A 25,547-nucleotide genomic window follows, 5' to 3' on the forward strand; every position below is an offset into this window, starting at 1 on the left:
GGGGGGCGGGGGGTGTCGTTTCGTTTTCGCGGAATCATTGGTGATTTATCTCCCCGAGAAAACCGTCCATCAGTTTCAAAGGAACATCCGACCCGTCGCGCCTCGTGAAGACTAACAAAAGGGCCTCCCGAGGTCCTTTAAAGCAGTTGAAAAATCTCTCTTTGGGCGCTCGCCCCACCAGAGCTGCTTCCATGCGCGTAATGGTGAATGTCAATATGTCACCACCGCCCCTTGAGGTTCCCATATCAAGGGCAAGCCTCTCTGCCCGCAAATCTGTCTTGCGGACACATTTGCGGGCAGCAAGAACTGTATGCCTCATAGCGGCGTCCCTGCGGGACGCCGCTATGGGTGACTTCATATATATGTTATGTATCCTGTGCCGGGCTGGGCGGGAGGCCTCTAATGCGCGCCGTTCTGGGTCAGCGTGAGGGTCGCTCCTCCTATGGTCAATGTGCCGGTCCTGGCGGTCGGGCTTTGGTTGAGGGGTATGGAGAGCCTCACGGAGCCCCTGTTATTGGAGAAGACGGCGGCGTCCTGGGTGACCCAGTCCGTATTGTTCACGATCTCGGGCGCCCTGCAGTACGCATAGCCTTTTGCCGTGATCCCGATAGTGAGGTCGCTGCCCTGAGAGGGGACAGTCCTGCGGCGTGGCGAGATGGTGTAGGTACAGGAGTCTTTCACGAAAATGGCTCCCACCGTAGTCTCGGCGCGGGGACGTACGTTTACCACGCATTTGCCGTTTCCCGAGCAGGCGCCGGTCCAACCGTTGAAGACACTGCCTGCGTCAGGGGTGACGGTGAAGGTGAGCTTCGGCGTTCTCCTGTAAGTCGCCCGACAGGTGGAACCGCAATTTATCGATGAATCGGATGAGGTGACGGTCCCCGACCCAACGCCCGATTTGGTGACCGAGACGACGGATGAAAGGGGGAAGGTGACCGTATCCGCAACGATCGGGGTGTCGTAAGCCGTCGCGGTTGACCCTTCGTCCGTATCCACGTAGGCCACAAATATCTCCTGCGCCGTGGCCGTGTTGTTCTCCGGGTCCACCGCGACCTTCAGGTATCCGAGCTGCCGGGTTTGCCCGTACTGGTACCATTTCGCGCGGGGGCTGTCCTTATGCATATTGTTGAACCTCCCTCCCGCGTTCCCGAGAACGAAATAGGGGATACCGTGTACCGAATATCTCTGATAATTATGGGTGTGGCCCACGAAGCTCGCGCTGATATTGTAGGTCTGATACAGGCTCTCCCAGGGCTGGAGGTTTGGATTTATCCCCGTCCTGCCGTAATCCCAGATCGGATGATGATGTACGGTAAAGGTTCCCGCCAGGTCGTTGTCGAGCTGCTGCGCGAGCCAGGGCGCCTGGCTTTTCGCGAGGGTCAGGCTGGTCTGCGGATCGTCCCCGTTGCATTTATCGGGATCGGGGGAGTTGAGGGCAATAAACCGTACGCCCGAGCAGTCGAAGGAGTAGTTGAGGGCGCCCCCGTCAGGCACGTCATATGCCGAGTGGTATTGCACTGCGGCGGTCGGCGGACCGATGGGACTTGCCAGGTTGTGATACTCGTGGTTCCCGATGACGTGGACGAGAGGAAATTTCGCGAAGACCCCGTCGCCGTCCTGGAAATAATTCTGCCAGTAAGGTACATGGTCCCAGCTCGCGAAATCCCCGCTGTCGAGGATGAAGAGCGCGTCCGTTTCGTTGGCTGCAATGGCATCCGCCACGTACTTGAACCGTCCCTCCTGGGCATGGGTATCACTTATCACGAGGAAAGTGAAGGGGCCGCTCACCGGCATTGTCTTGAATGTGCGGTTTGCAAAGGCATCCGCGTTATCCGACGGCCTCGCCCGATACACGTAGGAAGTATTCGGCTCGAGGTCCGTGAGCAGCACGTGCTGGTAAGTCCCCGTCGTCGAAGACGTCGCCGTTTTATCAAACGCCTGATGGGCGTCATAGTAGCTCGAAGTGGCATACTCCACCGAGCCGGCCGCGGTTTCGGTCCCTTTCCAGTTGACGGTAGCCGAAGTAATGGTCAGATTCGTGACCCATGGAGACCAATACCCTGCATCCTGGGCTATGGACGGGCCGACCGATAAAGAGCAGGTGAATAAGAGCATGAGAAAACCGATGGCGAGCCTCGCTGCAAAGGGCAAAGCCGATCGTGATTCGAAGAGAGTGAATTGACGGGCTTCCCGCCCGGCATGACTGGTGGTGTCAAACTTCATGATCTGACGCTCACTGCGTGTGTACATGGCTGATCTCCTTAACGTTTTAGAGCCGGGGCTCCGGTTGAGACAGAGTAAAGTTCGTGTCGAAGGTGAAATTGCCGGCCCGAATCCCCCTCAAGAGACCGGACTCATGACGTTCCTTCTCACAGCCTCATTTCTAGTATCGCGATTAATCGATTCTACTTAAGAAATCTGCGTCGAAACTCTTCGAAAATCGTTTTGCCGCAGATAAAGGGGAATGGATGGAGATAAGAGGCTAAAATGGAACGTAGCCGACTAACCCGACTTGTCCTCCCTTCTCCTCATGATCTTCGATACGGCCGAGGTAGTGATTCCCAGTTCACGTGCTATGGTGACCTGAGGTATTCCCACTTCCCTTGAAAGGAGAAAAACCAACTCGGAACGGAGACGGGAAAGCTTTCCGGCCCGGGAGCCTCCTGCGAGTGCTTCACGGGATATGCCTTCCTTTTGGCATAAGGAGACGATAATTTCTTCCATTATCTTATACCGATCGGAAAAAGGATGGGGCTCCTTGCGCACTAATTCCTTCAGGAACTCTCCGGAGCCGAGCACCCTCTCATCAGTAAGGACCGGGGTTCTTCGCGAAAGAGCCGCTTGGGAGATGCCTCCAAGCGTCCGGATGAGGCCTCCTCCTGAGAGATCGGGCAGATATTTCTTCTCCACTCCTTCCCTCATGAAGGCCCGATAGTTTTTCTTCGAATTTCCAAACCACCGCAACACGTAAGCTGCATCATACCAGGGGAAAGGATTCTTGTGGATAAGATAATAATGGCCGCTAAACCGGTAAGAATCGAGAGTCTCTAAGGTAGGCGTGACATGGGCATTGAGAGGATTAAGGTGGATATAGCGCAGAAGTTCCACGAAATAAGGATCCTCCTCAACCACGATAGATTTATAGCGGTTCTGAAACAGGTGGCCTGCCCGCTCATGCCGGTTATTGAAGCTTACGGCATAACCCGTAAGAAGGCGCCTCATGAACCGGGATAACCCCTCCGGGCCGCTGCGGAGAAGCAGATGAAAATGGTTGGGGACGAGGGCAAAGGCGTAAATGTCCGTTTTTGTTAGTTCCGCTAACAGCCCCAACCGTTCGATGAACCTCTCGCGGTCAACATCATCCCTGAAGATAGGGCTGCGCTCGATACCTCGTGCAATAACGTGATGGAGGAAGCCTCCTTTGTCGAGACGCGCTTTTCTGGGCATGGGGTATTTTTATAGTGTAGCGGTAAAAAGGGTGTTTGTCAAGTTTGTCAACTACGTCCCCAAGCATACATGTCAAGGGAAGCATCTCGGCCTAGATGATGACGTAAGTGACTCACTTAATTAATGTTTAAACATATGAGTGATATAGTTATAGATATCCCCATCTGACCCAAGGGCCCAGAAATGTGAAACTGCTCAGGTCTCCAAGTTGACTTTTTCGTCTCTGTCCTTATCTTTACAATATAATTAAGATAGACCTTGGATTACCTTACCGATCAAGTGTATTTCCATCGACGAATCCCAGGCAGGAGTAAGGGTATGAAAAGAACAACAAGTTCTTGCCGCTATGCCGCTGATGGCCCGGCAGATCTACGGCACCCCGAGTTCACCCCGCGCCACCCCATCTCCATCGACAGAAAGCAGCTTCCGGCGCCACCTCAGAAGTTCGAGGGAAAGATCAAGCGCACGACAAAGGGCTCCAGGCCCTATTGGCTGGCCCGCATCGTGCTCTCAAGGGTGTGCCTGACGTGCTGTTGACCAAGACCGAGGGCCCCGTCTTATGGCGTACCGAGCACCTTTGGCGGGGCGTTCCACTGCCGGCACTCGACGGGATTGCTAATACCGACCTTCGGTAGACGAATTTTCATTCCACCCCATTGGACTCGCTCACGCGCGCAGCCACTCTCACCTGTCTCAACCACCACTCGGCCGATTGATGGAGGGGCCTGAGAGCGTTAGCCCAAATAACATCGGCAACGTGGCGTATGACCGGCATCACGCCTGGGAGGATCAAATGAAACCTTCTGAATTCCTTAAAGTCATTCTAGGGACGCGGGCGCGTCAGGCAGCGGTTCCCATAGACTTGGAAGATCAGGCACACCCGCCTGGTCTTCCGAATGTGCGTTACAGGTCCGGCGTCGCCAAAGACATGGGCGCCATGATGCAAGAGGGCATCGACTCTTATAGGCGTGAGCAGGCGCAGCTTGCAGCGGGCGGAGGTTCCGATCGACTTCCGCCGGCTTTCTATCTTGCGATCTCCGGCGGGGGCGACAATGGGGCGTTCGGTGCGGGGCTGATATGCGGATGGACAGCTGCCGGGGACCGGCCGGTGTTTAAGCTGGTGACAGGCATCAGCACGGGGGCATTGATCGGTCCTTTAGCCTTTCTGGGGTCTTCACACGATCCCACACTGAAGGAGTTCTACACAAACACATCTTCCAAGGACATCCTAAAGAAACGAAACCTGCTGGCAGCCCTTTTCAATGACGCCATGGCCGACACCCGGCCCTTAAGCAGACTGCTTGAAAAGATGCTAACCCAGGAGATACTGGATGAAATAGGTGCTGAGTATAAGAAGGGTCGCCTCTTCCTGGTGGGCACCACAAATCTCGATGCCCGCCAGGCGATCATATGGAATATGACCAGGATTGCCGCGAGCGGTCGCCCCGGGGCGCTTGAACTGTTTCGGAGCATTATGATCGCCTCGGCGGCAATCCCCGGGGCTTTCCCTCCGGTGATGATCGATGTAGAGGCGGGGAGACAGAAATATCAGGAGATGCATGTGGATGGCGGCGCCGTCGCCCAGGTCTTTCTCTACCCTCCGGCAATCAGCCTCAGGGAGTTGGAGCGTAAGGAACGCATTGAGGCGCGGGAAAGAAAGCTTTACATCATCCGCAACAGCCGACTTGACGCCGAGTGGGCTCGTGTGGACCGCCGGATGCTGACCATTGCCGGGCGGGCCATCTCCTCCATGATTCAGACGCAGGGTCTTGGCGACCTTTATCGAATCTATTTGTCTGCCGTGAAAGATGGCATTGATTACAACCTGGCTCACATACCTTCGAGTTTCAACGTGCCGAAAACGGAGAATTTCGATCCCGTATACATGCGTCAGCTTTTCGATCTGGGATACAGCATGGCGGCAAAGGGCTACCCGTGGCAAAAGACGCCTCCAGGTATGCAACTCTCGGTGAGCACCGATGCAGACTCGACCGCGAGGAGGTGAGCCATGTCGGCCGCTAATTCAATTAACTTCTCTATTGTGTCGGACGAGTGAGACAAAACGAGCGCCCCTGGATCGTTGCCTGCAATGAAGGGGATAGGAGCAGGAAGGGGCTGCGCTCGATACCTCTTGCGATGACATAATGAACGAAACCTTCTCTATCTAGACGTGCTTTTCTGGGCATGGAGTATTTTATATAAGTGTAGAGGCAAAGGGATGGTTTGTCAAGTTAGTCAACTACGTCCCCCAAGTGACCAACGAGAATACCAACGGTCTTCTCCGGTTCTATTTTCCTAAAGGGACGGACTTCCGGCTCATCACCGAAAAAGAAGTTGCACTTGTGGTAAAAAAGCTCAATAATAGACCCAGGAAGTGCCTCAACTACCGGACACCTTATGAAGTCTATCGTCAGGCTTCAGGTGGTGCACTTTGAAGTTGAATTCGCCTGTTTCTAACCCTTTTTTACGCAACATCAGATACCTCGATATATCGCTTGCCATTGATTGATTGCCTTCTATGTTAGGGTGTGGATCATTCCGAGCCCTCTGGTAAGGAGTGATATTATCTATTACATCCACCCCCATTTCTTTCATTGCCGATTTAATCACTTGAATATGACTCAAATAATTGATTCTTGAACGCTCATCATCTCTTATCCTGTGCCAACTCAACGACCATTGATAGTGCCCTTCCTCTGTTTCAGGAAATATCACTACGTCTGCATCGATCAGCTTTGCATGTTTCCTTATTTCGCCTATAAGGGCAAAATAAAGTCTAAATTCGTATGACTCCGGGTCGGCATGCCTTGGCACAAATTTGTCAAGTGACCAGTAAGCATGGAACCACCTATCTTCAAGAATTCTATAAATAGTGTTTCGTGAATTGGAATATTCGGATGAATTTATAGCATTGGCTAAATCCTCCAAAGATAAATTCATGTCTTTATGATTATGTAAAAATTTGTACAGGCTTGAATCCTCACTTAAGCCTATTACGCGTTGTAAATGAATGAGCTGATTATCGGTAATCCTATATTTATTGTTTACCTCTCGGTGCCTATAACGCAAATACACAGCATAAAGACGTTTATAAACCTCCGAATGATATATTACTGTTCTGATTTGTTGGTCTGGGGGTTTCGGTTCCCACCTCTTATAGTTTGGGTTTTCTTTTCTGTGCAACACTTGATTTTCATCCAGCTCATAATAGAAAGGTTTCCTGTTTCCAAGATTCTCCAATCGATTTTCTTTCTTATTGGCGCCAACGGTATTGTCTGTAAGATCGTTTGTACAAAACTGCACGATTATCAGGTTAGGTTTATATTTGATTCCTTCATTCACTAATGCTTCGAGTTGTTGATCTGTGCCCCACCCTCCGTATGCGATATTAATTATCTCTATGTTGTATCCCTTCTGCCGTAATTCGTCTTCTAATATGCGGGTATATACTTTTTCGGCCGGAACGATAGCTCCATACGTCACCGAATCCCCCAAGACAAGGATCCGGTATGCCTTATTCTTATTATCATATTCCCTATCTCTGTCTCGCCAGCCATGATTATTTGCAGAATCAATAAACGTTTCTCCAGTGTCCGGATCTAATATTGCGAGTCTTTCGTGCGGATTAAACCCCCAACCGTATTTGTCGGCATTTTCAGAAGATCGGTGACCAATCGTTGCAATGTTAAAAGGAGCAAACGATCTTAACAGAATCTCAATTATTCCTAAAACCAGGACAAACAATACAACATTAATCAGCACCAATGCTATTCTGGGATGTCTTCCGATCAACCGAACCATTTTACTCCACTCCGGCAGCCTGTCGGGCTTGCCTGTTTCTCGAAAAAGTGACCCTCAAAATTCGCCTCTGCTGCACATAATGTTGAAAATGAATGGTCTGACGCCCCCTGAATTGCAAGATTTTATGCAAAATATGCCTGAGTCCGACAGACTGCTAGCCTCTGTGGCTACCTTTGACACATAATCTGTATTAATTTGGCGGGCGCAGTATCATCTGGTATGTTAATATTTGCCCTATCGAAACCGTTTTGTCCCCTGTTTACGCTAATTTGCGTTCTAAGAGCCTGGACGGTTAGTATTGCGCTTTCTATGAAAGAATCGTTATTGCTGATAATTGTAGCGCGTTCATCTGGTTCCATCGTATCTAACGCCACCGGAGGGGTCTCTGTTAAAAACCGGATGGTTATATTGGGAGGTGCGTTAAGAACATTTGCTATTGTCTCTAAAGACCGAACAAGCTCATTATCCGGTATTTTGAATATGTTAAAAGATTTATCAGCCACAATGCAACCCCTTATTTAGCAATCTTAAGACCTATTCTCCCAGTAAAGGGTGTGGTTTGTCAACCAATTAGCTGATGAGCCTGCCTATCATTGTGATTGAATATCTGGAGTGTCATCTATGCGTTGGAACGCCAACCCCCCCAAACCCCCTTCCATCGGCCTGTATTCTTTCTCATATCAAGGCGGGAAGAAGGAGTCGACGCCGGCGTACTCTTAGTAAGTCAAGGAAAGCGACGACGCGCCCAACGCGGAGATGGGGAAGAAGACAGGCCGATGAGACGCGCCCAACGCGGAGATGGTCAAGAAGACGGGTTGATGAGATGATGGGAAATAGCTCGCCAAACCCAATGATCCCGTGATATCTTTCTTTTATGCCCATCGATCACCAATCCCCCCACATCATCACCGTAAAATCCTCCGCCGGCGCCGGAAAGACCTATAACCTGGCCCTCCGCTACCTCCAACTCTTAGCCTTACCTTCCCCCTCCGGCACCAACGCCCTAAAGAGCCGCATCTGCAACATCGTAGCCATCACCTTCACCAACAAGGCCGCCGCCGAGATGCGAAGCCGCATTACGGACTGGATGAAGAGGATCATCCTCGACATACCCTTTAAAGGCTCTACCCTTACGCCCATCGACCAGATCCTCGGAGACGGCGCCGATCCCCGGGTGCGGGCGGACCTTATGCGGACGGTGGAGGAGGATTTTGAGAACCTGGTGCGGAATTTTTATGATTTTAAGGTGGGCACCATCGACTCTTTCGTGAACCTTACCCTCAAGGCCTCGGCTTTCAAGCTGGGGCTGCCTCCTGACTTCGAGATCTCTCTTGATTCGGCCCTCTATGTGGATGCGGTGCTTCAGGAGTGCCTTCAGGAGATCCTTGAGGACCGGGAGGTAAAGCGGCGCTTCGATGACTTCCTGTGGGCTTATCTGGAGATCGAGGGGGAGAACGCGGCGTGGGCGCCTGCCCGGTTCCTTACGGAGACGGTCTACCGGTTCTGGAAGGAGGAGACCAAGGAGAACAAGGAGTTCCTTTCGGGGCCGGGGCTCGATCATGTCATTGATCTGGGGCGGGAGATCGCCCGGGATGCGGAAGGACTCCTCGCCTTGCTTACTGAGGCTGACGGCTTGAAGGTCCGGAAGGATTTCCTCAATGCCCTCGAGAACCTCTCGGGCCTGACCCGGACCGATTTCAAGGGGAGCGCCTGTTACAAACGGCCCACCCTGGCCGGATCGCTCAACAAGGGGAGCGCCCCTGCGGACGAGGCATGGGAGGAGGCGTGGACCGGCATTCGGGGGCTCATTGCATCTTACGTGGAGGGGCTCGCGGAGACGAAGTTTTCTTCCTATCTCGAAGTGTACTCCCTTTTTAAGGACCGGCTGCGGCGGGAAGTGACCTTTCGCCAGCGGCTCATCCTTATCGAGGAGCTCAATAAGCTCCTCCAGGACGTGATCTGCGGCGAGCATTTCATTCCCGAGATCTATTATGCCCTGGCGGAGCGGTATTCCCATTTCCTTATCGATGAATTTCAGGATACGAACCACCTCCAGTGGAAAAATATCGGCATCCTCGCGGACGAGGCATTATCGCGGGGCGGGACCCTCTTCGTGGTGGGGGACAAGAAGCAGGCGATTTACCGGTGGCGTGGAGGCAAGGCCGAGCTGGTCGATGAGATTTCCTCCTCCTATCCCTCATACCCGGTCCATCCCGTCTGCCTCGACATCAATTACCGGAGCGGCGAGCACGTGATCGCCTTCAATAACGCCCTTTTCGACCGGGATAATATGACGCGCCTCCTGGGTTCCGTGGCGAACGGCGATATGCCGGGGGATTGGAGCCGGATCGTCGAGACCTACGAGGGGTCGGGCCAGCAGTGCCTCGCGGCGAAGAAGAAAGCGGGATATGTCTACGTGGAGCGGGTCGACGGGGAATCCGGGGACGGGCAGCTCTCGAAAGACGAGAGGGAGCGGCTCATCGCCGGGAAGGTGGGGGATATTGTAAGGGAGATCAGGGAGCGGGGCGTCTACGAAGACCGGGAGATCGCGGTCCTGGTGCGGCGGCGCCACGAGGCGGAGCTGGTGGTGAAGAAGCTCCTCGAAGCCGGGGTCAGTGTGGACTCGGAGTTTACGGTCAACGTGAAGAATAATGTCCTCGTCCGGGAGACGATCGGTTTTCTCCAGTTCCTGAGCGCGCCTCATGACGACGCGGCCCTCGCGGGGTTCCTCACGGGCGCCCTCTTTTCGGGCCTCTGTGCAATCGATCCGAAGGAGATCATGCTCTGGATTACCCGTCAACGGCTCTCCGTCGAGGTGCGCATTCTCCTCTACCGGGCCTTCCAGCGCGATTTTCCCTTGCCCTGGGAGGAATATTTCGCCCCCTTCTTTAAAAGCGCCGGGTATCTCCCCCTCTACGAGCTTTTTGTCCTCTCCCTCAAAAGGTGGGCGGTCCTCGAGCGCTTTCCCGAGGAGGCGCCTTACTTTCTCCACCTTTGCGAGATGATAAAGAAGAGGGAGGGGCTGGGGAGCAACAACCTCACCGGTTTTCTCCAGTTCTGGAAGGGCGCGGCCGGTTCCGCCTTCGGAGATACGCGGGAGGATGACGGGCCTTTTCTCCTCAAGACTACCGAAGGGGCGAACGCGGTCAAGGTGCTCACCGTGCACAAGGCCAAGGGCCTCCAGTTCGGGGTGGTGATCCTCCCCTTTCTTAAGCTCGCGAGCTTCGGCGCTGCCGACAGGCGCGACAAGGGCAAGTTCTTCACCGCCGGCGCGGAAGGGCTGAGGCTCCTCCACATCAAGAAGGAATATGCCGAATATTCCCCTCGCCTGAAAGAGGTCTATCTCGAAAAGGAGACGGAATATCTCGTCGATGAGATCAATAACGCCTATGTGGCCTGTACCCGGGCGGAAAAGGAGCTTTACATAATCCTCGCCGATTCGGACCGGCAGAAGAATTATCTCATCGACTACGTCTTCTCCATGGAAGAGTTTGCCGATTATCGGTCTCAATCCGCTATCGAGATCGGCAGTAAGAGAGAAAGGGAAGGGATAAGACCGGCTATGGATGAAGGCCCTGCGACCCCGGAGATTTGTAAACCCGACCTTTCCATTTTCGGTCGCACCCTGGCAGCCGACTCGACCGGAAAGGGGGGCGAGATCCGATGGATGGAGAAGGTGCGGGCCAAGTTCGAGCCGCCCGAGGGCTGCTCCCGCGACCAGGTGAGGGCAAAGAGGAAAGGGGACGTGATCCACTACATCCTCTCCCTCATTACCTTCCTGCCTCCCGAGGCGGATGCCTTTCTCGTGGATGCATGCCGCCGGGGCGCGATGCGGTTCGGCCTTAACGAGCACGAGGAGGAGATCCGCCGCTTCATCACCCGCTTCTTCAGGCATGAGCCCTTCAGAAGGTTCTTCCTGCCCGGAGAAGAGGAAACCCTCGTCTACACGGAAAAAGAGCTGACCGACAGGCGGGGGGACGCCTATAAGGCCGACAGGATCATGATCTGCGGCGGGTTTGTCGACGTGATCGATTTCAAGACCGGCGAGACCCGAAGCGCGGCCCACCGGAGCCAGATCGCCAATTACGGCCGCCTCCTTCAGGAGATCCACCCGGAAAAGACGGTGCGGAAATACCTCCTCTATATTGACGAGAACAAGGTGGAGGCTTTATGAGGCCCCTCTACTCGATCCCCTTCGGGACGGACTTCATCGACGTCCTCGCCGCCTTTATCCTGAAAAGCGGCAGGCCCCTTCACGAGATCGCCGTGGTCTTCCCCGGCAAGAGGCCTGCCTTGTACCTCAGGCGGCGGCTGGCGGAGAGCCTGGCCGGTCCCTTTTATTCCCCGGCCTTTTTCTCCATCGAAGAATTCGTCGATTTTCTGGCCCTGAAGGCCTATCCCTCCTACTCGGACATCGAATACAACGACGCGATCTGGCTTCTCCACCAGGCGGTCCTCTCCCTCGACGAGTTTCACGGCCACAAGCTGGGAGGGAAAGGGTTCGACCGGTTCTACTATTGGGGACAGTATCTCTTCTCTTTTATCGACCAGATCGACGGCGAGGACGTCTCCCCCGAGAGGCTCCGCTCCCTCGAAAGGAACGCGGAGCTGGGCTACGACGTGCCGGAGAGCATCAACGACCTCCTCACCCACGTGAGCGCGCTGAGAGAGAGGTTCCATGCCATGCTCGACGAAGAAGGACTCTTCACGAGGGGCTATAAATACGTCAAGACCCTTGAGGCTTTAGACGGGCTCCCCCTCGACGAGTTCAGCCATATCTATTTTGCCGGCCCCTTCGGCCTCACGGGCGTGGAAAAAGAGATCACCCGGCGGCTCTGGAAGCGCGGCGCCTCCGACGTGATCCTGGAAGGCGACCCCGCTGAATGGCCCATCCTCAACCGCCTCGTCTCCTATTTCGGCGCGGAGGTGGAGACGATCCCCTGCGAAAGACGATCCCCTGCTGAAATTGCGTTCCATTCCGGATTCGATACCCATGCCCAGGCGCTTAAATGCCTTGAAGTGCTCGAAAAGAGCGAGCCGGGGAAGACTGCCGTCGTACTGCCCCTGTCGGAGGCCCTTTTCCCCCTTCTCACCTTTGCCGTCGATCGGGTGGAGACGCCTTATAACATATCCCTCGGCTATCCCCTGGAGCGCACGCCCGTGTTCGACCTCATCGCCAATGTGGCGGCTGCCCAGACCGCGATGCGGGAGAGGGGATATTATCCCGCCAAGTCTTACCTCGCGGTGGCTCTCCATCCCTTCGTGAAGAACCTGGGACTCGACGAGGGACTGAGAAACCTGCTCCTCACCTTGGAGAGGGCCCTCGCGGGAGACGTGTTCGGCAGCCCCGTGGCCCTTCGGGCCTTTGTCACCCTCACTGACATGGAACGGGCGGCGCGCCTGATCGCCGAGGGCGACGAGGCCGGCTCGGAGAACCTGAAAGGAGCGCTCAAGGCCCTCGTTGAGATCCACACCCTCTTTTTCCGTGCCTTTGAAAAGGCGAAGACCCTTTATGATTTTGCGGAAGGCTTGGGCCGCCTTCTCGATTTTATCCTCAGGAATACGCCGGTCCGTGCCTACGTGCTCTCGGGCGAGATATTCACCCGCGCCTTCGAGCTTCTCGACAAGATAAAGGGCGCGCGGTTCAGCCGCGAGATATTCGATCCAAGGGAGAAAGAGAACCGGCGGACCGTCTCCGATTTTCTCCTCCAGTTCCTGAAGAGCGCGAGCCTCCCCTTCGACACGCGGCCCATCGAGCCCCTCGAGATCATAGGCGTTCTTGAATCGAGGAACCTGAGCTTCGACACGGTCGTCATGCTTGATGTGAACGAAGGGGTAATGCCCCAGTCCAGGAAGATCGACCCCCTCGTGCCCCTCGGGGTCTACGACAAGCTCGGTATACCGTCTACGGAATACCAGGAGGAGATCTACCGGTACTATTTCACCCGCCTCATAGAATCGGCCCGGCACGTGCACCTCATCTATGCGGACGCGGAAGACCGGCCGAGAAGCAGGTATATCGAGCAGCTCATCTGGCAAAAGGAGAAGGCGGCAGGGGCACTCGACGTGGTCCCCGTGGACCGGACCACAGTACGGATAAGGCTCACGCCGGGAAGGGCACTTCCCGCCGTCGAAAAAGGCGACGAGGTCTGGAACGCCCTGACTACCCGCGTCTACTCGCCTTCCGATATCGACGACTATATCCGCTGCCCCGTCTTCTTTTATTTCGGGCGCATCCTCAGGTTCGAGGAGAGGAAGGAGGTCTCGGAGGAGATGGATGTCATGGACCGGGGCCACATCATCCACCAGATACTCTTTCACACATTCCTTCCTTTCAAAGAGAGGGAGATCGACCCCTCCATGTACGAGGCGCTGAAGGTATCCATGACGGACGCCCTGGAAAGGGAGTTCAGGCACCGGGTCATCACGGGTGAGTTCTACATGTTCAAGAAGCTCGCTTTCTTCAAGCTCGACGCCTTCCTGCGAAAGAACTTGGGGGAAGCCCCGGCGCCCTTTATCGTGAAGCACCTCGAAGCGCCTTTCGATTCCCCCTTCGACGCGGCCCCAATACCGGTGAGGCTCAAGGGGCGGGTGGACAGGATCGATTTCTGCCCCGGCCGGGATGAATATACCATAGTGGATTACAAAACCGGGGCCACGAGGGAGTATCCCCGGGGGCTCCTCGGGAAGACGGACTTCGATTCCATAGAGGAGATCCACCGGCGGGTTCCCAGTTTCCAGCTTCCCCTTTACGTCCATCTCCTGAGACAGAGCCTCGGCGGTCCTTCGCAAAGAATTAACGGGAAGCTCCTCTTTCTCAAGAATAACCAGGAAGAGGTGTTGTTCAAAACAGATGAGGCCGGCGAGAGAGATGCCCTCCAGGAGGGATACATGAGGGGCGTGAGTACCGTCTTTACCCATATCCTCGACAGGTCCTTATCCCTTCGGCCTTTCGACGACCTGTCCTGTGCGGTCTGTCCTTTCAATCTCCTGTGCCACGTTTCATAGAAAAGGAGGAAGACGTATGAAGAGAATCATCATTTTCAGTATGGCCGCGGCCTTTGTGATTTCAGCGGCCCGGTTCGCTCCTGCCGTGGAGAGCCGCTCCACGGACCTCGCGGAGCAGACCTCCGTCGAGGTCACGGTCTATAACAGCAACATCGGCCTTGTGAAGGACCAGAGGAAAATACCCTTTATCAAAGGCGTTCAGGAGTTGCGGTTCATGGGCGTGGCGTCCCAGATCATCCCCACGAGCGTGGGCATCAAGTCCTCCTCCCATCCCGACGGCCTCTCCGTGATCGAGCAGAATTACGAATACGACCTCCTGAATCCCGCAAAGCTCCTCGATAAGTATGTGGGCAAGGAAGTGAAGCTCGTCACCAGGAACTCCTATACGGACAAGGAAGAGATCGTGCCGGCCACGATTGTCTCGTCGAACAACGGCACGATAGTATATAAGATCGGCAACGAGATCACCTTCAACCATCCCGGAAGGATCATATTTCCCCGCATTCCGGAGAACCTTATCCCCCGGCCCACCCTGGTGTGGCTCGTCGAGAGCCAGGCAGCCGCCTCCCTCGACGTGGAGGCCCTTTACCTGACCGGCGGAATCAACTGGTATGCCGATTACGTGATGATCCTTGACGAAAAAGATACGAGGGCCGACCTCTCGGGCTGGGTCACGATCGACAACAAGAGCGGCGCCATGTATAAGGACGCGCGGCTCAAGCTCGTGGCAGGGGACGTCAACAGGGTGGAGCAGGTCCGTCCCGCCCAAATGTACCCGTCTCCCGTGAAAAAGGCCGCGGGAGCGCCCCAATTCCAGGAGGAGTCTTTTTTCGAATACCACATTTATAAGCTGGACCGGCGAACCACCATCAAAGAAAACCAGACCAAGCAGGTAAGCTTCCTCGAAACCCAGGGAATCCCGGTCACGAAGGAATTCATTTACAAGGGGGCGCCCTATTACTATCAGAGCCGCTATGAAGACCTTATTGCCAAGGAAAAAGTGGCGGTCTACGTGGAGATGATGAACAAGAAGGAGCATAACCTCGGAATGCCCCTGCCCAAGGGCACCATCAGGGTCTATAAGCTCGACCGCGACGGGAGCCGCCAGTTTATCGGCGAAGACCGGATCGAGCACACGCCGAAAGACGAGAAGATCAGGGCCCGCCTCGGCTATGCCTTCGATATCGCGGCAAAGAGGAAGCAGACCCAGTGGGAGAAGATATCCAAGGACACCTACGAAGTCGCCTTCGAGATCACCCTGAGGAACCATAAGAAAGAGGACGTGGTCGTGAAGGTCGTGGAGCCCTTGCCCGGGGACTGGAAGGTATTGGAGTCGTCCCTCGAGTATACAAAAGAGGATAGCCGTACTATCTTCTTTCAGGCACCCGTCAAAAAGGACGGTGAGACAAAGCTGACCTACCGGGTACGGGTCAAATTCTAGAGAAGAAAGTCTGCCCGCGGGCAGACAGATCAATCAAGGGAGGAACGGATATGGATGGAGCATTCAAGGGGCGCTTCATGGCCCTGTGGCAGAAATATTTCGGCGATGCGCCCCTGCCCATGGTCTTTTACTACACGGATAAAGAGGAAGAAGGCGTTATCAAGGTGAAGGCCCCCGAGGTCCACCGGTGCATGGTGGCGGACCTGGCGCGGGTGGCCGTGGGGAAAAGCATCCTCTTCGACGCGGGCTCCATCGGCTGCTTCGGGGGCAAGCATTACCTCGGCTATAGCGAGGGGTGGATGCCCCATTTCGAATATTTCCTCTCCTGCGGCCTCCCCGGCACGGTCGAGGGGGAGCGGTACAAGAAGACGCCCGAGCTGGTAAAGGATTACACGACATTGCTGCCCGGGTGGAAGGCGCCCGCGCCGTACATGGTGTTTAAAAGATGGGACAAGATCGCCGACGGGGACGATCCCCAGGTGGCGATCTTCTTTGCATCTCCTGATGTACTTTCAGGGCTCTTTACCCTCGCCAACTTTGACGTGAAGGGGTTGGATGGCGTCATGTCGCCCTTCGGCTCGGGATGCGCCGCGATCGTCCAGTTCCCTTATCTCGAGCGGGAGACAGAGGGCCCGAAGGCAGTGCTCGGCATGCTCGATGTCTCGGCCCGGCCCTGCGTGAGGCCGAACGTCCTCACCTTCGCCCTTCCTGTCAAAAGACTGCGGGTCATGGCGGAGAATATGGACGAGAGTTTCCTGACCACGGAAAGCTGGGCAATGGTAAGAAAGAGGATCGATCTCGCCACAAAAGAGAAAGCCAAAGCATAAGAGACAGGTTGCAGGCTCTCCCGATCGGGAGCCGGCAGGCAGAATTATTATGCCAAAGGAGGCGCTCATGGATTTAAATGCCATATTTAAACCGCGGACCCTGGCGGTCATCGGGATTTCCCTTACAAAAGACGACCATCCCGCCAACGTGATATTCCATAAGAACCTCCTGCGCCACCGGGTCAAGGTCTACGGGGTGAACGGCCGGGGAGGGACCCTGCGGTGCGAGCCGCTCTACAAGAACGTCGCCGACCTGCCGGAGCCTATTGACGTGGCGGTGATCGCCACAAAGGCGGATTTCGTGCCCCAGGTCATGGAGGAGTGCATTGCCGCGGGGGTGAAAGGGGCCGTGGTGGTCTCCGGAGGCTTCGCGGAGACAGGGCGAGCCGACCTTCAGGACCGCCTCGTCGCCCTGGCCCGGGATGGGGACTTCCCCTTTATCGGGCCTAACTGCCTCGGCATTTATGCCCCTCCTTTTATCGATACCTTCTTCGTCCCCACCGAGCGCATGGTGAAGCCCGAACAGGGCAGGGTGGCCCTGGTGAGTCAGAGCGGCGGCATCCTCGTGGACCATATGCTGAGGTGCGCGAACGAAGGGGTCGGCCTCTCCGCCGGGGTGAGCATCGGGAACAAGGCCCTCATCAAAGAGACGGACCTCCTCAGGTATTTTACCCAGGACCCGGATACGGACGTGATCGCCTTCTACCTCGAAGGCTTCGAGAAAAACGGCGGGAGGGAGTTCGTCCTGACTGCGGGGGAATGTGGCAAGCCCGTAATCGTGCTCAAATCGGGAAAGACCCCCGGCGGATCAAAGGCCGTAAGCAGCCATACCGCCTCCATGGCGGGAAATTACGAGGTCTTCTCCGCGGTTATGGCCCAATACGGCATTATCGAGGCACGGGAAGAATCGGAGCTGGTCTCCTTCGCCGAATCATTATCCTCCTACAAAGAGTCCTTTCAGGGCAGGGTGGGCATTATCACGGGCAGCGGCGGTCACGGCGCCCTCGCCATCGATGAAAGCATTGCCAAGGGCCTCGAAGTCCCGGCCCTTACGGAGAAGGAACAGGCGGAGCTGCGACAGGTCCTCTCGCCCTCGATTCAGGCGATCACTACCTACACGAACCCCATCGACCTCACGGGAAGCTCGATAGACGAGGATTTCGTCGAGGCCGCGAGGTATTTGAGCAGGAAGGCCGACCTCGACTGCATCATTACGCTGGTCCTCCCCTACCTTCCGGGGGTTACCATGGATCTCGGCGCCAGGCTCGGCACCGTATACCAGCAGGAAGGCAAGCCGATCGTCGCCTACGTGCCCCATGTGGAGAGGTATGCGATCCTCATCGAAGGGTTCATCTCGAACAATATCCCCGTTGCCCATTCCGTGGAGGCCGCCGTGCAGATGGCCGAAGCCCTAAGGAGGAACAAGCGATGCTGAATCAGGAGATCACGGACATTCTCGACGCGAGCGCTTCCATGGGATGGATCATGGAGCCCGACGCAAAAAAACTCCTCCGTCTTGCGGGCATCGATACGACCCGCTTCATCTTCACCGAAGACCCCGAGGCCGCAGCCGCTTTTGCAAAGGACCTGGGCTATCCGGTGGTGGCGAAGGTCGTCTCCCCTCGCATCGTCCATAAGTCGGATGTGGGGGGAGTGGCCGCCGGCATCACGAACGAGGGGGATCTCAACCGCGCCTTCGGTCGTATGATGCTCCTCGACGGGGCAACAGGGGTGATCGTCGAAGAGATGGTGAAAGGTGTGGAGCTTATCGCGGGCGCAAAGATTGACGACCAGTTCGGCCCAATCGTCCTTCTCGGGGCGGGCGGGACGGCAGTGGAGATTTACAAGGACGTGGCCTTGAGGATGGCGCCGCTCGTGGAAAAGGACGTGGGGTCCATGCTCGCCTCATTGAAGGCGCGCCCCCTTTTGGAGGGATACCGGGGCGCGGAGCCTATAGACGTGGGAGCCCTCACTGCCATGCTCCTTAATTTCTCCGCCCTCCTCATGGACCTTGGGGACCGGATAGAATCGATCGACCTCAACCCCGTGATCTGTTCTCCCACGCGAGCCGTGGCGGCCGACGCCCGGATCATACTCAGATGAGGGTGCGTGGAGGAAGAAGCCGGAGCCGCTAAAACCTTATTTTGCCGCAGATAAAACCGGATAAGGGCGGATAAAAGCGACTAATTAGTCCAACCGGTGACACTACCGGTTGGACTACTCTCAGGCCCGAAGGGCCGAGAGTATTTGCCCGGCCAGGGTCGGCCGGGCAAATTGTTCACATGTCTTCATCCGATTTTATCCGTAGTTATCTGCGGCGAAAAAAAAGGTTTTGATCTTGACCCGGCTTCGGCACCAAACGCGAAATATATTGATTACCGCGCGCGATGAATGGTATAGCAAAGCATTCCTATGGCGATGGAGACCGTAACAGATCACAAGGCTCAACGCTGGATCATCGTCAGCATCGCCTTCGCTGCCTTCATGTCGAAGCTCGACAGCTCCATCGTAAACATCTCCCTGCCCACCATCTCCCGCTATTTCAAGATTGGACCTTCCAAGGCCTCATGGGTGATACTGAGCTACCTCCTCATCCAGACCACCACCATGATGGTCTTCGGCAAGCTCGGGGATGACATAGGGCTCAAAAAGACCTTTATCGGGGGTTACGCCCTCTTCACCCTCTCGTCACTGCTCTGCGGCATCGCCCCCTCCGTCGACTCCCTCATCGCCTTCCGCTGCATTCAGGGTTTAGGGGGCGCCATGCTCGTGACGAGCGCCTTTGCCATGGTCCCCCACCTTCTGCCGAAAGACGCCCTCGGCCGGGCCTTCGGCATCCTCGGCACCGGGGCGGGTCTCGGAGTGATCGTGGGCGCCCCTGTCGGGGGCTTTCTCACCGGGTTCCTGTCGTGGCGCTGGGTATTTCTCATAAACGTGCCCGTCGGCATACTCGCCATTTTCATTGCCCACAGGTCCATACGGGAATCGGGACCCAAAGAAAAGATAGCCCTGAGAAAACTGAAAGAGTTCGACGTCCCGGGCACCCTCATGAGCTTTTCCGGGCTCCTCGCCCTCATTTACGGGCTCAATGCAGGCGGGGAAGCGGGCTGGCTCTCATTATCCACCCTCGGCTGCTTTGCCCTGGCAGTCATTCTCCTCTTATCCTTTTTCGCGTGGGAAAAGGGACATCCCCATCCCATGCTCGACCTGAGCCTTTTCCGGAACATGAGGTTCACCTATGCGAATATCGCCGCCTTCTCTGCCTTCATGCTCATGGCGGGCTCGGGCTTTCTCATGCCTTTTTACCTCGAGCTCGTGCAGGGGCTGGAGACCGCCCAGGCAGGGCTCACCATTACCGCTTTTTCTATCATCTACATGATCACGGGACCCTTTGCCGGGAAGCTTTCAGACAAGATCGACCCGAGTGTTCTTTGCGCCCTCGCGATGGCCTCCGCGGCACTGTGCACCTTCACCTTCGTATTTACCCTCTCCTTTCAGGAGATCATCTTTCCCCTGATCTTTCTCGTATGGCTCGCCTTCTCCTTCGGCATGTTCATCTCGCCCAATAACAACCAGGCCATGAAGCTCGCCCCTCACGACGAGCAGGGCATCTCTTCAGGGGTTTTCAATACCGTCACGAGCCTCGGCCTCGTCTTTGGTGTAACCCTCTTCGAGGCCCTCTTCTCCCATTCCCTGCCCGGCCACTCCTTAAGGGCGGGGGTCCACGCCACTCCCCTCCCCATGCTCTTTTCAGGGTTCAAAGATGCGTACCTGCTGGGGGGATTCGTAGCCTTCATCTCTTTTGTGAGCTCTTTTTTGATACGGAATGGAACGCGGGGCGTTAAGGTGTCGGAGAAGGAGAGCCGGAGAAGCCGGGCCTCCTGAGGAGGAGCACCACGGACCGGGATTTTACCGTATAGGCAAGACTGACGAGGGGCTCTTCTTCCCCGGCCCCTCTTATGTCGAAGGGAGGGGGCTCGCTCGTATCCGCGACTCTCATCCATTCATGGGCCGAACCTTCCTGGACGAGGAATCGAAGGTCCTCCTCGCCCGCATTGATCATCATATAGATATCGTCATCTTCTTCGGAAGCGCCGTGAAGGCAAAAGGCGAGGCTATGGGAATCAGGCTCCATATCGACATGGCCTCCCGCGCCGTACCATTTCACGTCTTCCCGCCAGAAACGGCTCCTCGCCACAGAAGGGTGGTCCTTCCTGAAGGCGATCATGAGCTTGAAGAACCTGAATATATCGCGGTTTTTTTCGAGGAGGTCCCAGTCGACCCAGGTAATCTCATTATCCTGGTTATAGGGGTTGTTATTCCCTTTCTGGGTGTTCATGAACTCATCCCCTGCCCGGATCATGGGGGTGCCGTTCGAAAGAAAGAGGAGGGTGCAGAAGTTTTTTATCTGCTGCTTCCGTAGGGAAAGCACGCCGGGAGGGAGATCGATATCCCCTTCCCACCCGCAGTTCCAGCTCAGGTTGAAGTCGGTCCCGTCCGTATTGTCGTGGCCGTTCGCCTCGTTATGCTTCTTATTATAGGATACGAGGTCGTAAAGACAAAACCCGTCGTGGGCCGTGACGAAATTTATGCTCTGGTAGGGATGGAAGACGTTCTCCAGGTCATCGGGGAAAAGGTCGCTGCTGCCGTAAAGACGGGTCATAAGGGCCGCCACTTTCCCCCGGTCTCCCCGGACGAATGAGCGGATATCATCCCTGTACATGCCGTTCCATTGATGCCAGAAGAGGCCGGGAAAGCTCTTGCCGAGCTGGTACGTCGCCAGGTCCCACGCCTCGGCGATCAGCTCCACATTCAGAAGATCGGGATGGACCCTGATTTCGGTCACGATCGGCGGGTCCTTGAGATTGATCTTTCCCGTCATGTCCCGGGTGAATATGGAGGCAAGGTCAAAGCGGAAGCCGTCCACGCCCATCTGTTTTGCCCAATAACTGAGGCTTTCCGTAATGGCCATGCGCACGTAAGGATGGGCGCACTCGAAGACATTTCCCACGCCCGTATCGTTGCGGTAAAAGCGTCGGTCTTCCTGGAGCAGGTAGAACGCCGAGTTGTCGATACCCCGGAAGCTGTAGGTGGGGCCGGTCTCATCGCCCTCGGTGGTGTGGTTATACACCACATCGAGGATGACCTCTATATCCGCCTCATGGAACGCCTTCACCATTGCCTTGAACTCGTCGATCTGGTCGCATTCATCGATAGTGCACGCATAGGCCCCATTGGGTGAGAAAAAATTGAGGGGCATATATCCCCAAAAGCTTCCTTCCTGGGGATCGCCCTGAAACACGGGCTGAAGCTCCACCACGGTCACTCCGAGCTCCTTGAAGTAGGGGATCTTCTCCGTGAGCCCCGCATAGGTCCCCCGTCTCTCCGGGGATATGCCCGAATTCGGCCTCATGGTGAAACCCCTCACGTGAAGCTCGTAAATGATCTTGTCGGTGGTGTGCCATGGTTTTTTCGTCCCGCCCCAGTCAAAAGGAGACCTCGACGTCCTCAGTACCCCGAGGGGCGCCTTCCCCGCGTTGGAGCCGGGTCGGCGAGCCGCTTCCCTGCTGAAGCCGGGCGGGAAATAAACCGCCCTGGCGAACGGGTCGAGGAGCACCTTCTCCGGATCGAAGCGATGCCCCTTAGCGGGATCCATCGGCCCCTCTACTTTATAGGCATAGTATTTCGCGCCCCCTGTCTCGGTAAGGGGAATCCTGCAGTGCCAGATTCTTCCCGACCGGTTCCTGAGGTAATCCAACCTGTGGGTGCGGACGGGATGGACAGGGTCAGTCTCGTGGTAGAGCAGGAGCGTGACCCCCGTGGCATTTTCCGAATAAAGGGCGAAGTTGAAGGCCTGTTCTTCCTTTATCCACGACACCCCCTGGGGCGACGGAGATCCTTCGGTCCGGGTCCAGTCTATTTTCATGATACGAGAGGTTTCATCGGGTGAGACCTGTGAGAGGTCCGTCTTTTATACCTTCATTATCCGATCCGGTCTATTGGGCCGGCCCTTTATGTTCTGTTGCCTTATAATAATTGCGATCATCCGTCTCGTAGGCAATCCGAAGCGGTGCGGCTTCGGCGCCGTTTACGATGGGAACGATCCTGTACCGGTCATGGAGGGTCGAATTTTCCGGGTCTTTGAAAGTGACTGTCCGTTCGGGACCGGTCTCCCAGCTCTGTCCCACACCTTTGGGCAAAGCCGAATTGACCACCGTCTTGGCCTTGAATTCGCCTTCTCCCCCTGCCTGCTTATAGACGCGGAAGCTCTGGCTGACCTTCTCCATGGTGATTATGGTGACCACATTGGCGCCCGCCTTACGAAGCTGCACAAAGGCGGTGGCTTCATTCTTCTTTTCAGGGAGAGGATCGGAAATCGCATAAAGGGAGTAATGTTTTATCGAACCGCTTCCGCCGGAACAGCCGGCCATTGCGAAAACCAACACCCCAATACCTGAAAAAAGAAAAAGATTCCTGTTCCGCAGCCAAAAAGAACTTCCCATATCCGCTCCTTCAATAGACGGCAAAAGCCGAGTTTTCATTTTCAAGATATTAGAATTAATGCGAAAAGGAGTCAAGGGTTAAAATCGTGCGAGAGAGTGAAGCGGGGGAGGCGAGTGAATCATGTGAAGCGATCGTGTGAAGCGTGTAATGCGTTAAATGAGAAAATCGGAAAACGTGTAACCGGAAAACGGGAAATGCGTCAATGCGTCAAAAGCCGAAAATCCTTGCCGTGAACGTGCCCAAGGAGTGACCTAAAGCATGCTCATCATTATGGGCTATCAGCGTGCTACCCAAAAAGCGCAAATATCCCGATCCACCTGCGGAATGTAGCTCGCACAGCGAGCGCGAAGGGGAGGCTCACCCGGCTTTGCCGGGCGAGGGGGTGACGTGAACCCCGTTCAATTGCACGTGAACCCCTTTAATTGACACTGCAAGGCCGCTCATGTAATATATGGACGTCCAATTCCCGCCGATCGATTGACATGAGCATTTAAGATGAACAACATGAATGTAGAAACGGGCATCGACAAAAAACTATGATTACCATAACAGGATTAACCAAGGCATACGGGCTGCAAACCCTTTTTGACAACGCTTCCTTCTCGGTGGGACCCGGTGAGCGGGTCGGACTCGTGGGGAGGAACGGAAGCGGCAAGACTACCCTTTTTCGCCTGATCCTTGGTCAGGAGGAGCCTGACGCGGGCTCCATCCACATCTCCAGACACTATGCCATAGGGTATCTTTCCCAGCATATCGCCTTTTCCCGCTCGACCGTGCTCAAAGAGGCGTGTGCCGATATGAAAGCGGACGAAGACGGAACGGACAGGACCTATAAGGCGAAAGAGATCCTCCTGGGCCTCGGTTTTTCGCAGGGAGACTTCGAGCGATCCCCTCACGAGCTTTCGGGGGGATATCAGATCAGGCTCAACCTCGCCCGACTCCTTGTCTCGGGGCCTGAGATGCTCCTCCTCGACGAGCCTACCAATTACCTCGATATCCTTTCCGTGCGCTGGCTCCAGCGCTTTCTTACCGCATGGAAAGGGGAGGTGATCCTCATTACCCATGACCGGACCTTCATGGACAGCGTGACCACCCATACCATGGCGATCCACCGCCAGGGGTTCAGAAAAATGGAAGGGTCGACCCATAAGCTCTACCAGCAGATCCTGCAGGAAGAGGAGGTATACGAACAGACCCGGATACACGAGGACAAGAAGCGAAAAGAGATCGAGCTCTTCGTGAACCGGTTCCGCGCCCAGGCGACCCGGGCGAAAGCGGTCCAGTCGAAGATAAAGGGCCTCGAAAAAAGAGAGAGGCTCGAGAAGCTGTCGGAGGAGCGGAATCTCGACTTTCAATTCAAGTCGGCCCCCTTCCATGGAAAATGGCTTCTGGAGGCGAGGGACCTCTCCTTCTCCTTCAACGCCGGGGGACCGCCGCTGATAGACAGGCTGTCCGTCGCCATCGGCAGGAAAGACCGGGTGGGAATTGTAGGCAAGAACGGAAAGGGAAAAACCACCCTCCTCTCCCTGTGTGCGGGGGAGCTGAGACCGGTTTCCGGAAGCCTTGTCATTCACGAGAACGTAAAGATGGGCTATTTCGGGCAGACCAATATCGACCGTCTAACTCCAGCGAATACAGTGGAGGAGGAGATCGGCTCCGCCTTTCACGAGGGAGGGCAGGGCGCCATCCGTACTATCTGCGGTCTCATGATGTTCGAAGGCGAAAGGGCGCTCAAGAGGGTGAGTGTTCTTTCCGGTGGTGAAAAGAGCAGGGTCCTCCTGGGCAAGATACTCGTGAGCCCCGCGAACCTCCTCCTTCTCGACGAGCCGACCAACCACCTCGACATGGAATCGATCGATTCCCTGGTCGAGGCGATCGAAGGCTTCACAGGAGCGGTCCTTATCGCCACCCACAGTGAAATGATCCTGAAGGCCCTCGCCACCAAGTTGATCGTCTTCGACAGGGGCAGAGTAAGCGTCTTCGACGGGACTTATGATGATTTCTTAAGCCGTGTAGGATGGGAGAGCGAGGATGAGGTCCGCACAAGCAGGCCCGAGAGCCGGACGGAAAGACCGGAGGCCATCGACCGGAAGGAGCTGAAGCGGCTCCGGGCAGAGCTTATTATGGAGCGTTCAAAAGTCCTCAACCCGCTCAAGGAGAAAATCGATACCCTCGAGAAAAAGATTATGGAGCTCGAGGCCCGGGTTGAGGAGGAAAACAGGACTCTTCTCAGGGCATCGGTCAATAATGACGGCAAGCAGATCGTGGCCCTCTCCATGTCGATCCATAACGCGAAAAGAGAAATAGATAAAACCTTCGAAGAATTGGAGACCTCCTCGGCTGCACATTACGAGAAGGCGCAAGCTTTCGAGGAAAGACTGGACGAACTGGAGAGGCTCGACCGGTGGTCCGTGCCTGCGGCCCCCGCGGCTACGGGGGGATAAGAAGGAAATGGGCCCGCTTCTCCATGGGAGGAATAATTGACCCTTTATATCTTCACCCGGAAGACAGCTTCAGGA

15 protein-coding genes and 1 pseudogene are annotated in these 25,547 nt (G+C 55.7%); 11 read left to right on the plus strand and 5 right to left on the minus strand.

Annotated features, from left to right (window positions below):
• Nucleotides 1–399: 399 nt before the first annotated feature.
• Both VGJ94_01335 and VGJ94_01340 read right to left on the minus strand, forming a co-directional pair.
• Complete coding sequence (locus VGJ94_01335; protein ID HEY3275235.1) at nt 400–2,250, minus strand: metallophosphoesterase; 1,851 nt, start codon at nt 2,248–2,250, stop codon at nt 400–402.
• A gap of 252 nt (nt 2,251–2,502) precedes the next feature.
• Nucleotides 2,503–3,447 (minus strand): transposase, encoded by a 945-nt coding sequence (locus VGJ94_01340; GenBank protein ID HEY3275236.1) that lies wholly within the window; start codon nt 3,445–3,447, stop codon nt 2,503–2,505.
• 318 nt (nt 3,448–3,765) lie between these two features.
• Here VGJ94_01340 and VGJ94_01345 point away from each other — a divergent pair, with 318 nt between their 5' ends.
• The 3 genes and pseudogenes from VGJ94_01345 to VGJ94_01355 all read left to right on the plus strand — a co-directional run bounded on the left by VGJ94_01345 (nt 3,766) and on the right by VGJ94_01355 (nt 5,882).
• Complete coding sequence (locus tag VGJ94_01345; GenBank protein HEY3275237.1) at nt 3,766–3,984, plus strand: hypothetical protein; 219 nt, start codon at nt 3,766–3,768, stop codon at nt 3,982–3,984.
• A 256-nt stretch (nt 3,985–4,240) separates the two neighbouring features.
• Entirely contained in the window at nt 4,241–5,452 is a 1,212-nt protein-coding gene (locus VGJ94_01350; GenBank protein HEY3275238.1) for a patatin-like phospholipase family protein, read from the plus strand.
• A 244-nt stretch (nt 5,453–5,696) separates the two neighbouring features.
• Nucleotides 5,697–5,882: pseudogene (locus VGJ94_01355) on the plus strand (IS30 family transposase).
• Here VGJ94_01355 and VGJ94_01360 read toward each other — a convergent pair.
• Entirely contained in the window at nt 5,827–7,248 is a 1,422-nt protein-coding gene (locus tag VGJ94_01360) for an SGNH/GDSL hydrolase family protein (protein HEY3275239.1), read from the minus strand. The pseudogene VGJ94_01355 and the gene VGJ94_01360 overlap by 56 nt on opposite strands.
• A gap of 874 nt (nt 7,249–8,122) precedes the next feature.
• Between VGJ94_01360 and VGJ94_01365 the strand changes: the two genes are divergently transcribed.
• The 7 genes from VGJ94_01365 to VGJ94_01395 all read left to right on the plus strand — a co-directional run bounded on the left by VGJ94_01365 (nt 8,123) and on the right by VGJ94_01395 (nt 20,409).
• Nucleotides 8,123–11,422, plus strand: coding sequence for a UvrD-helicase domain-containing protein (locus VGJ94_01365; GenBank protein ID HEY3275240.1), 3,300 nt, complete (start codon nt 8,123–8,125; stop codon nt 11,420–11,422).
• Nucleotides 11,419–14,256 carry a PD-(D/E)XK nuclease family protein gene (locus tag VGJ94_01370; GenBank protein ID HEY3275241.1) on the plus strand — a complete coding sequence of 946 codons (2,838 nt, stop codon included), beginning with the start codon at nt 11,419–11,421 and terminating at the stop codon, nt 14,254–14,256. Before VGJ94_01365 ends, VGJ94_01370 begins: the two co-directional genes overlap by 4 nt.
• A 16-nt stretch (nt 14,257–14,272) precedes the next feature.
• Complete coding sequence (locus VGJ94_01375) at nt 14,273–15,697, plus strand: hypothetical protein (GenBank protein ID HEY3275242.1); 1,425 nt, start codon at nt 14,273–14,275, stop codon at nt 15,695–15,697.
• Between the two features lie 50 nt (nt 15,698–15,747).
• Entirely contained in the window at nt 15,748–16,524 is a 777-nt protein-coding gene (locus tag VGJ94_01380; GenBank protein ID HEY3275243.1) for a DUF169 domain-containing protein, read from the plus strand.
• A 67-nt stretch (nt 16,525–16,591) separates the two neighbouring features.
• Nucleotides 16,592–17,959, plus strand: a complete 1,368-nt coding sequence (locus VGJ94_01385) for a CoA-binding protein (GenBank protein HEY3275244.1) — start codon at nt 16,592–16,594, stop codon at nt 17,957–17,959.
• Nucleotides 17,953–18,627: an acetate--CoA ligase family protein gene (locus VGJ94_01390; GenBank protein ID HEY3275245.1), complete on the plus strand. Its 675-nt coding sequence runs from the start codon at nt 17,953–17,955 to the stop codon at nt 18,625–18,627. The genes VGJ94_01385 and VGJ94_01390 overlap by 7 nt, the downstream gene beginning before the upstream one ends.
• Nucleotides 18,628–18,936: 309 nt before the next feature.
• Nucleotides 18,937–20,409, plus strand: a complete 1,473-nt coding sequence (locus tag VGJ94_01395; protein HEY3275246.1) for a DHA2 family efflux MFS transporter permease subunit — start codon at nt 18,937–18,939, stop codon at nt 20,407–20,409.
• Here VGJ94_01395 and VGJ94_01400 read toward each other — a convergent pair.
• Nucleotides 20,366–22,450, minus strand: a complete 2,085-nt coding sequence (locus VGJ94_01400; protein ID HEY3275247.1) for an isoamylase — start codon at nt 22,448–22,450, stop codon at nt 20,366–20,368. The genes VGJ94_01395 and VGJ94_01400 overlap by 44 nt on opposite strands.
• 70 nt (nt 22,451–22,520) lie before the next feature.
• Entirely contained in the window at nt 22,521–23,027 is a 507-nt protein-coding gene (locus VGJ94_01405) for a hypothetical protein (protein ID HEY3275248.1), read from the minus strand.
• A 537-nt stretch (nt 23,028–23,564) separates the two neighbouring features.
• On the opposite strand from VGJ94_01405, the gene VGJ94_01410 reads away from it, so the two are divergent.
• Nucleotides 23,565–25,472: an ATP-binding cassette domain-containing protein gene (locus VGJ94_01410; GenBank protein ID HEY3275249.1), complete on the plus strand. Its 1,908-nt coding sequence runs from the start codon at nt 23,565–23,567 to the stop codon at nt 25,470–25,472.
• Nucleotides 25,473–25,547 lie beyond the last annotated feature (75 nt).

It is taken from the genome of Syntrophorhabdaceae bacterium (genome assembly GCA_036504895.1).
Taxonomy (GTDB): Bacteria; Desulfobacterota; Syntrophorhabdia; order Syntrophorhabdales; family Syntrophorhabdaceae; genus PNOM01.